Source organism: Streptomyces sp. QH1-20 (assembly GCF_041283565.1).
GTDB classification, from domain to species: domain Bacteria; phylum Actinomycetota; class Actinomycetes; order Streptomycetales; family Streptomycetaceae; genus Streptomyces; species Streptomyces syringius.
Genome location: NZ_CP166299.1, coordinates 3,200,681 through 3,212,500 on the forward strand (window position 1 = coordinate 3,200,681; position 11,820 = coordinate 3,212,500).

The following is an 11,820-nucleotide window of genomic DNA, read 5'->3' on the forward strand; positions in this document are numbered from 1 at the left end:
GCCCCCGGAAGCGCTGCGGCGCTTCGAGGGCATCAACTCGAAGGGCTACGACTCACGGCGCGCGGCGCCGGAGGCGGCCGGGGTCAGCCGCCGAGCGAACCGCCCGCGCCGCCGGGCTCCTCGGAGAAGGGGTCGGCGTTGAGGTGGATGACGCCGTAGTCGTAGGCGTGCCGCCGGTAGACGACACTGGGCATCTTGGTGTCGGAGTCGACGAACAGATAGAAGTCGTGACCGACCAACTCCATCTCGTAGAGCGCCTGGTCGAGGGTCATCGGGGCTGCGGCATGGGTCTTCTCGCGGACCACGAGAGGACCTTCGCCCTGGACCTCCAGGGAACCGATGCGCGTGACCGGCACCTTGTTCGCCGACTGGTCGACGGCGAGCTCGCCGGTGTCGGTGAGCTCCGCGGCGCCGACGGTCACCGCTACATCGCTGGCCGGGATCCGTCCGTTGCCCCGGCGGGTGTGACGCTTGTCGTTCTGCTTGCGCAGCCGCGCTTCCAGCTTGCTCGTGGCCAGGTCGAGCGCGGCGTAGGGATCCGACGACGACGCTTCCGCCCGGATCACCGGGCCGCGGGAACGGACCGTGATCTCCACACGGTCGGAGCGGTCGGCCTGCCTCGGGTTGGGCTCCTTGGACACCTCTACGTCGAGGCTGATCACCTTGCCGTCCAGCTTCTGGATCTTGTCCAGCTTCAGCTTCTCGGCCACGTGCTTGCGAAAGCGCTCGGGCACCTCTGTCTTACGGCCCTTGACGACGATGTCCACGCAGAACTCCGTTCCCGGATCGCCCCGCCGAAGGTGCGGAGCGCATCCCTCTTGCATCAGACCCCGGGGATACCCGGAGCCACCGACTCGGCGGTTTCACCTCCTCCTCCCCCATCGACAAGATCTACACCCCATCGACTTCAAGCTTCTGCGAAAGCACGCAAAGCGCGCCATTCGGAGATAAGAGGCATAGAGCTTGCCCTTCCTCACAACCGAACATATCTCGCCCGGACGCCCGTCGGTACCCCTTACCGGGCTGTACCTCCATTCAGGTGTTTCCCCGCTGTTTCCCACGGGAACGTCGCACCGCCACCTGGGGTTCCACCGGGATCCGGACCGGGCACGAACGCCCGCTCCGGGGCCGCGACGACCGCGGCCCCCAGCACCTGACCGCCCGACGCGGAGACCGCTCGCGCGGCCTCGACGAGCGAGGACCCGGTCGTCATGAGGTCGTCCACCAGCACCACCGGCCCTCCGACTCGCCACAGCCGCTTCACTCCCCCGGCTACCCCCAGGGCGCCCGAGACATTCACCCATCGTTGCCCCGCGTCGAGAGAGGACTGATCGGCGACGGTCCGCCGCTGTCGCAGCACCGCCGCCACCCGCGCGGGCTGTCCCGCGCTCCGCAGCGCCCGCCCGGCCGCCAGGGCGAGCCGTCGCCCCGCGTCATGCCCGCGTCCCGCGACCGCCCGCCGCGAGGAAGGCACCGGCACGAGCAGCAACGGGTCACTCCCGCCCCGTGTGCCCCACCATCCGGCCTCGCGCCCGACCGCCCGTACCGCGCCCGCCAGTGCGGCGCCCAGCGGCTCCGCCAGCTCCAGCGCTCCCCGCTCCTTGTGCGCGAGCAGCACGGACCGCACCCGGTCCGCGTAGGCCGCGGCGGCCCGCACGGGCGGCAGCCCCTCCGGCACCGGATCGGGCCACACCCTGCGGGTGCCCCGTCCGCACAGCTCCCGGCGGCACTCCTCGCACAACACGGAACGCGGCAGACCACACCCCGCGCAGTGGACCGGCAGCACCAGCCCGGTGATCTCTCGCCACCATCCGCGCATACCTCAACTGTCCCGCCCCAAGACCGCCCCTGCCACCCCTGTGGAAAACCGCGGTGGATCACGGGCGCGCAGCGCTGTGGATCACGGAAACCGCAGCGTGGGGGCGGGCCAGCGGCAGTCCTACCCCGGGTAGACCGGGGCCGAGCCGTCCTTGGCCACCCAGTTCCAGTTCATGTCCGGCAGCAGACGGACGATCCCGTCCTCCCGCTCCGCGACCACCCCGGGCGCCTTCTTCGAATTGCCCGGACTGGTCGGGTTCTCCGGGGCCGCGATGCCCCGCACCCCCGTGATGCCGGGCAGCGCCGCGACGTTCGACCGCGATCCGTCGGTCTCGATGTACAGCAACTGCTGCAGGCCGCCCCGCTCGTTGCCCGCCACCAGCAGGCGGCTGCCGCCCGCCCAGGACACGGCGTCGACCTCCTCCAGCTTCGGCGCCACCGAGCGCAGTTCCTGTACGGACAGGCTCGGCCGCCCGCCGCTCATCCGCCGCTCGACCCGTCCGAGCTTCAGGGTCTTGCGGTCACCCTTCGAGACCAGCAGCGCGATCCGCACCCCGTCGGCCGCGACCCGTAGCCCCGTGATGCGCTCGCCGTCGAGGCTGGGCACCCGGACCTCCTCCGGCGCACCCGTACCACCGGGCAGCCGCAGCAGCCGCGGCCGGTCGGGGTCCTGGTCGGCGACCCACAGATCGCCCAGCCCGTCCCAGCTCGGCGCCGTCAGCCCCGCCGCCGCCCGCGAGGTCACCCGGGGCTCGCCCAGGGCCGCACCGTGCTGCAGGTGCGCGACGTACAGCGACTGCCCGTTGGCGGCCACACCCGCCGCGCGGCTCTCGGCGCGGTCCACCGCCACCGATTTCAGGTTGACGGTGCCGTCGGCGCCGAACGGTCCGGCCACGCGCGACGGCGTCTTCTCGCCGTCGCTGAGGCTCACCATCCGGTGCTGGGCATCGAGGAAGTACTGCCGGTCGGCGTGCCCCACGGTCTGGTCCGGGGCGTACCGCCCCATCTGCTCCCGCCCCAGCGAGCACATCTGGTCACCGCCCTTGGCACGCTGCAGCGTGACACTGCTGACCGAGGCCGACTCCTGCACGGTGGAGAAGAGCTGCGCCGCCATGCGCAGGCACTGCTCGCCGTTGATGCCCGCCGCCCGGTCGGTGAGCCGCACCTTGAGGGCGTTGGAATCGTCGAGGGAAAGCCGCTCGTCGGCCACCTTCGTACCGGTCGGGAAGGCCGTCGCGGCGACCGGGTCGAGCCAGTTCGTCGGCCCGTCCAGGAGCGCCTTGACCGTGGAGGTCACCGGGTCTATCCGCTTGCGCAGATAGACGGGGTCGGCGACGAGCACGTCACGCGGTGCCTTGCCGGGCCCCAGCTCGGCGAAGTAGTACTTGTTGACCGGCCGGTATATGCGCTGGAAGTCGGACACGCCGAGCACCAGCCCGGGCGGCAGGTCGTCGATGCGCCACTCGCCGTCCTCGCGCGCGACATGGATGTTCGCCTTGTACGGGCGCTCGTCCGGCTTGTACGCGTGCTTGGCGTCGATCGTGGCGACCTGCTTGCCGACCAGGGTGATCGTGTACTCCTCCTCGGCCCGGTCGCCGGTGCGCTCCACGTTCACCTGCGGCGGGTCGGACAGCACGGTCGTCGACGTCAACGGGTCCCAACGCCGCTTCACGCTCTTGGACAGATACATCCGCGCCGTGTCGTAGTTCGGGTCGTCGCTCGTCGTCGCCTCGAGGAAGCCGGTCACCAGCTCCTGCGGCTGCTCGCGCTTGCGCGGCGGGACGCCGTACACACGGACCTGCGAGTCGGCGTCGGCCCGCTGCGAGGAGTCCACCGGATTCACGTCTCCGCTGTCCGGCATCGACGCGCAGCCGGCCAGCAGCACGCCGCTGAGCCCCAGCGCGAGGAGGCCCGCCACCGAGACCGGCCGGCCCCGGCGATCGCCCATAGCGCCCACGCGCCCGCCCCTCACGTCCTGCTCCGGTCCTGCGGGTCACTGCCCGCGGCGTTGTCGTTGCGCGCCCCGGCCGGGCGCGTCACCACCCGGGCGCCGCTGCCTGGCAGCGCCGTCGGGTCGGCGGCCGGCCGGACGTTGCGCGTCTGGGCCGGCACGGCGGCGGGCAGCGGCGCGGGACCGGGCGCACCCCGTCCCGAGGCGGCCAGCGGCACCCCGGACTCGTTCAGCCCGCGATTGCGCCGCGAGTCCTCCGGCTCCAGCGGGATCGGCGAACCGCGCAGCGAGTCACCCGCCGTACGCGGCAGCGTCAGACGGAACTGCGAGCCGCCGCCCGGCTCGCCCCACGCCTGGAGCCAGCCGCCGTGCAGCCGCGCGTCCTCCACGGCGATGGACAACCCGAGACCGGTGCCCCCGGTCGTCCGGGCACGGGCGGGGTCCGCCCGCCAGAAGCGGTTGAAGACCCGGGTGGCCTCGCCGGGCTTGAGACCCACGCCGTAGTCGCGCACCGCGACCGCGACCGCGCCACCGGCGACGGCGAGCCGCACCACGACGTCCCGGCCGTCACCGTGCTCCACGGCGTTGACCACGAGGTTGCGCAGCACCCGCTCCACGCGACGGGCGTCCGCCTCCGCGATCACCGGCTGTTCGGCGCCCCGCACGAGCAGTCGGCTGCCCTTGCGGTCGGCGAGCGGCAGCGCCGCGTCGACCACCCGGTTCACCACATCGCGCAGGTCCACCGGCTCGGCCTCCAGCGCCGCCGCGCCCGCGTCGAACCGGCTGATCTCCAGCAGGTCGGACAGCAGCGACTCGAAACGGTCGACCTGCCCGTACAGCAGCTCCGCGGAGCGCGCGGTGATCGGGTCGAAGTCCTCCCGCGCCTCGTGAATGACCTCCGCGGCCATCCGTACGGTCGTCAGCGGGGTCCGCAGCTCGTGCGAGACGTCCGAGACGAACCGCCGCTGCATCCGCGACAGCTCCTCCAGCTGCTGGATCTTCACCTGGAGGTTCTGCGCCATCTTGTTGAAGGCTTCACCCAGGCGGGCGATGTCGTCCTCGCCGGTGACCTTCATGCGCTCCTGGAGCACACCCGCCGCGAGCCGCTCGGAGATCCCCGCGGCCATCCGTACGGGCGTGACGATCTGCCGCACGACCAGCCAGGCGATGGCACCGAGCAGCAACACGACGAACACCCCGGCGGTCGCCAGCGTGGTCTTCACCAGCTTCAGCGACTTCTCCTCCTGGGTGAACGGGAAGAGGTAGTAGAGCTGGTACGGCTTGCCGTTGACGTCGTAGAGCCGCTTGCCGACCGCCAGCGCCGGTGCCCCCTCGTCCGAGGAGTTGCGCTTGATCGACGCGGGCGTCTCGAACGCGCCGTTCGCGCTGTCCACCTTGCGGCGCAGCTCGGCGGGCACGCTCTGCTCGGGGTCGATGTCACCCGAGGCACGCGGCCCGCGCGTGCCCACAGAGGTGGTGTCGGTGGCGTCGGCGCTGAGCGCCACCACGTGATAGACGCCCTGCCCGCCACTGGCGAGCTGCTGCACGAGCTGGGTCAGCCAGGCCCCGGAGTCCGGAAGACCGCGACCACCGGCCTGTGCGGCGTCCTGGCTGCGGTCGGCAGCCGCGTCGGCGGCGTCACGCGCCGCCTTGAACCCGCCCTCGGCCTGGCTCATCGACGCGTGCCGCTTGGCGTCCAGCAGACCGTTGCGCATCTGGCCGATGACGACGACGCCGAGCACCAGGACCACGCCCAGCGACATCAGCAGGGTGGTGGCGACCACCCGCACCTGGATGTTGCGCCGCCACAGCCGCATGGCGGGCAGCAGCGGCTGCCGCACCCAGCGCACGTACAGCCTCAGCACCGGGTGCACCGGACCCGCGGCCGCGCCGTCGGGCAGCAGCCGCGCGGCACGCCACAGCCGGCGGAAGAAAGATATGCCGCCCGTCGAATCGACGGGCCGCCCCGCGCCCCGCTCCGGGGCGGCACCGTTGCCCGACATGTCAGCTCGGCCCGGCCTTGTAGCCCACACCGCGCACGGTCACCACGATCTCCGGCCGCTCCGGGTCCTTCTCGACCTTGGAGCGCAGCCGCTGCACGTGCACATTGACCAGCCGCGTGTCCGCCGCGTGGCGGTAGCCCCACACCTGCTCCAGGAGCACCTCACGGGTGAACACCTGCCACGGCTTACGGGCCAGCGCGACGAGGAGGTCGAACTCCAGCGGCGTCAGCGCGATCGGCTGACCGTCGCGCTTGACCGAGTGCCCGGCCACGTCGATGACCAGGTCCCCGATCGCCAGCTGCTCCGGCGCCGGCTCCTCCGACCTGCGCAGCCTCGCCCTGATCCGGGCCACCAGCTCCTTCGGCTTGAACGGCTTGACGATGTAATCGTCCGCCCCGGACTCCAGTCCGACCACCACATCGACCGTGTCACTCTTCGCGGTCAACATCACGATCGGCACGCCGGACTCGGACCGGATCAGCCTGCACACCTCAATGCCGTCCCGACCGGGCAGCATCAGATCGAGCAAAACAAGATCCGGTTTGGTCTCACGAAAAGCAGCGAGTGCCTTGTCGCCATCAGCTACAAACGACGGCTCGAAACCCTCACCACGCAGCACAATGCCGAGCATCTCGGCCAGTGCGGTGTCGTCGTCGACGACAAGGACGCGTCCCTTCATATCGACATCATCCCATTACCTGATCGTGACCTGGCACACAGCTCCGCGAGACCAGCCTCCGTGACCGGCGAAACAACCCCGTTTTCCGTGACAATTGCCGTCACCAACTCGGGCGGTGTGATATCGAACGCAGGGTTGTACGCCTGCGTCCCGAGGGGTGCGATCAGCACCCCCGAACCCGCCTCTTCCCCGGCCCCGGGCACCTGCGGCACGGCGAACTCCGTCACCTCGTGCCCCGGCCGCTGCTCCACCTCGATCGCGGCGCCCTCCGGGGTGTTGAGGTCGATCGTCGTGATCGGCGCGACGACGACGAACGGCACATGGTGGTAGCGGGCCAGTACAGCCAGCGGATAGCTGCCCACCTTGTTGGCCACCGAACCGTCGGCTGTGATCCGGTCCGCGCCGATCAGGACCGCGTCCACCTCGCCCGCCGCGAACAGCGAGCCCGCCGCGTTGTCCGTCAGCAGCGTGTACGGCATCCCGGCCCGGGCCGCCTCGTACGCCGTCAGCCGCGCCCCCTGGAGCAACGGCCGCGTCTCGTCCACCCACAGGCGCCTCAGCTCCCCCGCCCGGTGTGCGGCACCGGCCACCGCCAGCGCCGTTCCCTCACCCCCGGACACCAGCGCGCCCGTGTTGCAGTGGGTGAGGATCCGCAGGCCACCGCCCGGCAGCAGCTCCGTCAGCAGCGCCAGACCGTGCGCCGCCATCAGCTCACTGGCCCGCGCGTCCTCCCGGTGCAGCGCCCGGGCCGTCTCCAGGGCCGCCGCGGCGGCCCCTGCCACGTCCGCGCCGCCCTTGAGCGCCCCCCGATAGGCCGCGAGGCCCCTGTGCACCCCGTACGCCAGATTGACGGCCGTGGGGCGCGCGTGGGCCAGCGACTGGGCGGCGTCGTCCACGTCGAAGCCCCGTACGGCCGCGAGCGCCACCCCGTACGCCCCGGCGATGCCGAGCAGCGGCGCACCCCGCACTGCGAGCGTGCGTATCGCCTCCACCAGCGCGGGGACGTCCGTGCACACCAGCTCGATCTCCTCGGCGGGCAGCCGGCGCTGGTCCAGCAGCACCAGCACGGGCCCTTCCGGGGGCTCCTCCCAGCGCAGTGCGGGAGTCAGTGAGGACGGCGCGGGGTCCGCGGGTACCGCGTACTGATCAGCCATTGGTCCAGTCTGCCCCGCACACCCCGACTAATGAAGGTCTCCCTTGGGTCTCTCCCCCTTACGAGCCGACGTACGGGCCCACATCCGAGCCCCTCGCCGCCCGGGGCCCGCGTGACACGATGACGGGGCAATCGCTCGCCGCCGCACCGGCGAACGGGCACCGAGAAGGAGCGACGACCATGAACGACTCTCCGGGCCGCACCCCGCCCGGGCCCTCCCCCTCCGACGAGCAGGGCAACGGCGTTCCCGCCCAGTCCGCCCCCGCGGACGACCAGGCCGTACGCACGGAAGAGCCGGCCGGCCGGGCGGAGGAGGCCGCACCCGCCTCTCAGTGGGCCCGGGAGCAGCCCCCCAGGGGCCAGTGGTCCACCCCCTCCGCGGGCCCCCCGCCCGGGCCCCGCCGTCCCACCAGGGCCCGGGCCGAGAGCAACGCCGGCCCCACGGGCCCGTACGGGCCGGGTCAGGGTGCCTGGGGCGGAAACCACTGGGCACCGATCCCGCCCGCGCCCCAGCCGGGCGTGATCCCGCTGCGTCCCCTGGGCGTCGGCGAGATCCTGGAGGGCTCGTTCGGCACCTTGCGCAGGCACTGGCGGACGGCCCTCGGCATCTCTCTGGCGGTGGCGGTCGCCACCCAGGCCGTGACGACCGTGGTCACCGGTGTGTGGTTCCGCGACAACCCGGGCTTCGAGTACCTCGACAACCCGGCCTCGGCGACCCCCGGGGAGACCCTGGACGCCATAGGTGAGAGCCTGCCCGGCACGGGGGTCACGGCACTCGTCAGCCTGCTGGGCTCGATCATCGCCACAGCACTGCTGACAGTCGTCGTCAGCCGGGCCGTGCTGGGACGGTCGACCTCGGTCGCCGACGCCTGGCGGAGTGCCCGCCCGCAGTTGCTCCGTCTGAGCGGCCTGCTCTTCCTGCTGCCGGCCCTGATCGTCGGTGTCTTCGGCGTGGCGGTCGCACCCGGCCTTCTGATCTCGGCGGCGGGCGCGAAGGCGGTGGGCGTGGGCGTCGCCCTGTTCGGCAGCCTGGCCGGGATGGCAGGAGCGGCGTGGCTCTGGATTCAGTTCAGCCTGGCCGCACCGGCGTTGATGCTGGAAAGGCAGGGTGTCCTCGCGTCGCTGCGCCGGTCCGCGAAGCTGGTGCGCGGGTCCTGGTGGCGAATCTTCGGCGTGCAGCTGCTGGCCGTATTCCTGGTATTCGTGGTGGCGACAGTTATTGGCATTCCCGTCGGCATCATTGAAATGATCTTCACGGGTGAGAGCGCCACTTCCGGCACCATCGGCTGGAGCACTTTGATCATCTCCGGTGTCGCGGCGGTCATCAGCACGACACTGATGGCGCCGATCACGGCCGGCGTGACCGCGCTGCTTTATCTGGACCAGCGCATCCGCCGCGAATCCCTCGACGTCGAGCTGGCGCAGGCCGCCTCGAAGTAATTCGGATTCGTTCGGTTGCGTTCGATCCGAAGCGTCGTATCCCGTCCTGTCTCCCCGGGCCTGAGCCCCTGGCCCGGGGAACGGGGGGCAGGGAGGAAGACGGGGGCGGAGGGCGGTAGGGGGCACCCAGGAGGACGGAGAGCGGCTACAAAGAGGCCGCATTCCCACCCCGGTATCCCGGGATTTTGTCCGGAAACGCAGAATAGCCCCCGCAGGAACCAAATGGCTCCCACAGGGGCTACTCTCAAAAATTGTTCGGCGGCGTCCTACTCTCCCACACGGTCCCCCATGCAGTACCATCGGCGCTGAAAGGCTTAGCTTCCGGGTTCGGAATGTAACCGGGCGTTTCCCTAACGCAATGACCACCGAAACTCTATGAAATTAACCAACCGGAACACAACACGGTCGTTACTTCAGAACCTACACAGTGGACGCGAGCAACTGAGGACAAGCCCTCGGCCTATTAGTACCAGTCAGCTCCAACCGTTACCGGTCTTCCACACCTGGCCTATCAACCCAGTCGTCTACTGGGAGCCTTAACCCCTCAAAGGGGGTGGGAATACTCATCTCGAAGCAGGCTTCCCGCTTAGATGCTTTCAGCGGTTATCCCTCCCGAACGTAGCCAACCAGCCATGCCCTTGGCAGGACAACTGGCACACCAGAGGTTCGTCCGTCCCGGTCCTCTCGTACTAGGGACAGCCCTTCTCAATATTCCTACGCGCACAGCGGATAGGGACCGAACTGTCTCACGACGTTCTAAACCCAGCTCGCGTACCGCTTTAATGGGCGAACAGCCCAACCCTTGGGACCGACTCCAGCCCCAGGATGCGACGAGCCGACATCGAGGTGCCAAACCATCCCGTCGATATGGACTCTTGGGGAAGATCAGCCTGTTATCCCCGGGGTACCTTTTATCCGTTGAGCGACGGCGCTTCCACAAGCCACCGCCGGATCACTAGTCCCGACTTTCGTCCCTGCTCGACCCGTCGGTCTCACAGTCAAGCTCCCTTGTGCACTTACACTCAACACCTGATTGCCAACCAGGCTGAGGGAACCTTTGGGCGCCTCCGTTACTCTTTAGGAGGCAACCGCCCCAGTTAAACTACCCACCAGACACTGTCCCTGATCCGGATCACGGACCCAGGTTAGACATCCAGCACGACCAGAGTGGTATTTCAACGACGACTCCACACACACTGGCGTGCATGCTTCACAGTCTCCCACCTATCCTACACAAGCCGAACCGAACACCAATATCAAGCTATAGTAAAGGTCCCGGGGTCTTTCCGTCCTGCTGCGCGAAACGAGCATCTTTACTCGTAGTGCAATTTCACCGGGCCTATGGTTGAGACAGTCGAGAAGTCGTTACGCCATTCGTGCAGGTCGGAACTTACCCGACAAGGAATTTCGCTACCTTAGGATGGTTATAGTTACCACCGCCGTTTACTGGCGCTTAAGTTCTCAGCTTCGCCTGGACGAATCCAAGCTAACCGGTCCCCTTAACGTTCCAGCACCGGGCAGGCGTCAGTCCGTATACATCGCCTTACGGCTTCGCACGGACCTGTGTTTTTAGTAAACAGTCGCTTCTCGCTGGTCTCTGCGGCCACACCCAGCTCAGAGGGTAAACCTCATCACCAGACATGGCCCCCCTTCTCCCGAAGTTACGGGGGCATTTTGCCGAGTTCCTTAACCATAGTTCACCCGAACGCCTCGGTATTCTCTACCTGACCACCTGAGTCGGTTTAGGGTACGGGCCGCCATGAAACTCGCTAGAGGCTTTTCTCGACAGCATAGGATCATCCACTTCACCACAATCGGCTCGGCATCAGGTCTCAGGCTTCATGCTGTCCGGATTTGCCTAGACAGCGCCCTACACCCTTACCCCGGGACTACCACCGCCCGGGCTGGACTACCTTCCTGCGTCACCCCATCGCTTACCTACTACCACCTTGGATCGGCGGCTCCACCACTTTCCTTTCCCCGAAGGGTCCGGAACGGCTTCACGGCCTTAGCATCAATGGATTCGATATTGGGCGTTTCAAAGCGGGTACCGGAATATCAACCGGTTGTCCATCGACTACGCCTGTCGGCCTCGCCTTAGGTCCCGACTTACCCTGGGCAGATCAGCTTGACCCAGGAACCCTTAGTCAATCGGCGCACACGTTTCCCACGTGTGTATCGCTACTCATGCCTGCATTCTCACTCGTGAACCGTCCACAACTCGCTTCCGCGGCTGCTTCACCCGGCACACGACGCTCCCCTACCCATCCACACGGTCGTTGGACCTATTGTGTGAATGACACGACTTCGGCGGTACGCTTGAGCCCCGCTACATTGTCGGCGCGGAATCACTTGACCAGTGAGCTATTACGCACTCTTTCAAGGGTGGCTGCTTCTAAGCCAACCTCCTGGTTGTCTCTGCGACTCCACATCCTTTCCCACTTAGCGTACGCTTAGGGGCCTTAGTCGATGCTCTGGGCTGTTTCCCTCTCGACCATGGAGCTTATCCCCCACAGTCTCACTGCCGCGCTCTCACTTACCGGCATTCGGAGTTTGGCTAAGGTCAGTAACCCGGTAGGGCCCATCGCCTATCCAGTGCTCTACCTCCGGCAAGAAACACACGACGCTGCACCTAAATGCATTTCGGGGAGAACCAGCTATCACGGAGTTTGATTGGCCTTTCACCCCTAACCACAGGTCATCCCCCAGGTTTTCAACCCTGGTGGGTTCGGTCCTCCACGAAGTCTTACCTCCGCTTCAACCTGCCCATGGCTAG

At 68.2% G+C, this 11,820-nt stretch carries 7 protein-coding genes and 2 rRNA genes (1 of these 9 running past the window's edge); 1 reads left to right on the top strand and 8 read right to left on the bottom strand.

Translation table 11 applies throughout. From position 1 onward, the window contains the following. Window positions 1–83: 83 nt before the first annotated feature. The 6 genes from hpf to mtnA all read right to left on the bottom strand — a co-directional run bounded on the left by hpf (window position 84) and on the right by mtnA (window position 7,605). On the bottom strand, window positions 84–767 hold the full coding sequence (hpf, locus tag AB8O64_RS14365) for a ribosome hibernation-promoting factor, HPF/YfiA family (RefSeq protein WP_370419531.1): 684 nt from the start codon (window positions 765–767) through the stop codon (window positions 84–86). 248 nt (window positions 768–1,015) lie between these two features. Next, window positions 1,016–1,819, bottom strand: coding sequence for a ComF family protein (locus AB8O64_RS14370; protein ID WP_370419532.1), 804 nt, complete (start codon window positions 1,817–1,819; stop codon window positions 1,016–1,018). A gap of 120 nt (window positions 1,820–1,939) precedes the next feature. Further along, the gene (locus tag AB8O64_RS14375) at window positions 1,940–3,766 is read right to left on the bottom strand and encodes an LpqB family beta-propeller domain-containing protein (protein WP_370419533.1); all 1,827 of its coding nucleotides are present in this window, start codon (window positions 3,764–3,766) and stop codon (window positions 1,940–1,942) included. A 20-nt stretch (window positions 3,767–3,786) separates the two neighbouring features. Beyond that, on the bottom strand, window positions 3,787–5,772 hold the full coding sequence (mtrB, locus tag AB8O64_RS14380; RefSeq protein ID WP_370419534.1) for an MtrAB system histidine kinase MtrB: 1,986 nt from the start codon (window positions 5,770–5,772) through the stop codon (window positions 3,787–3,789). Between the two features lies 1 nt (window position 5,773). Next, the gene (gene mtrA, locus AB8O64_RS14385; protein WP_130878137.1) at window positions 5,774–6,451 is read right to left on the bottom strand and encodes a two-component system response regulator MtrA; all 678 of its coding nucleotides are present in this window, start codon (window positions 6,449–6,451) and stop codon (window positions 5,774–5,776) included. Further along, entirely contained in the window at window positions 6,448–7,605 is a 1,158-nt protein-coding gene (gene mtnA / locus AB8O64_RS14390) for an S-methyl-5-thioribose-1-phosphate isomerase (protein ID WP_370419535.1), read from the bottom strand. The genes mtrA and mtnA overlap by 4 nt, the downstream gene beginning before the upstream one ends. 179 nt (window positions 7,606–7,784) lie before the next feature. Here mtnA and AB8O64_RS14395 point away from each other — a divergent pair, with 179 nt between their 5' ends. Then, window positions 7,785–9,044, top strand: coding sequence for a hypothetical protein (locus AB8O64_RS14395; RefSeq protein WP_370419536.1), 1,260 nt, complete (start codon window positions 7,785–7,787; stop codon window positions 9,042–9,044). Between the two features lie 253 nt (window positions 9,045–9,297). On the opposite strand, the gene rrf is transcribed toward AB8O64_RS14395, so the two are convergent. Together rrf and AB8O64_RS14405 are read right to left on the bottom strand one after the other, a co-directional pair. Continuing rightward, window positions 9,298–9,414 (bottom strand): 5S ribosomal RNA (gene rrf / locus AB8O64_RS14400). Window positions 9,415–9,487: 73 nt separating this feature from the next. Then, window positions 9,488–11,820 (bottom strand): 23S ribosomal RNA (locus AB8O64_RS14405) (it continues 791 nt past the right edge of the window).

Excerpts from the sequence above, each read along its gene's own strand:
- AB8O64_RS14370 (WP_370419532.1), bottom strand. The coding sequence starts at position 1,819 with ATGCGCGGATGGTGGCGAGAGATCACCGGGCTGGTGCTGCCGGTCCAC.
- AB8O64_RS14375 (WP_370419533.1), bottom strand. The coding sequence starts at position 3,766 with ATGGGCGATCGCCGGGGCCGGCCGGTCTCGGTGGCGGGCCTCCTCGCG.
- mtrB (WP_370419534.1), bottom strand. The coding sequence starts at position 5,772 with ATGTCGGGCAACGGTGCCGCCCCGGAGCGGGGCGCGGGGCGGCCCGTC.
- mtrA (WP_130878137.1), bottom strand. The coding sequence starts at position 6,451 with ATGAAGGGACGCGTCCTTGTCGTCGACGACGACACCGCACTGGCCGAG.
- mtnA (WP_370419535.1), bottom strand. The coding sequence starts at position 7,605 with ATGGCTGATCAGTACGCGGTACCCGCGGACCCCGCGCCGTCCTCACTG.
- AB8O64_RS14395 (WP_370419536.1), top strand. The coding sequence starts at position 7,785 with ATGAACGACTCTCCGGGCCGCACCCCGCCCGGGCCCTCCCCCTCCGAC.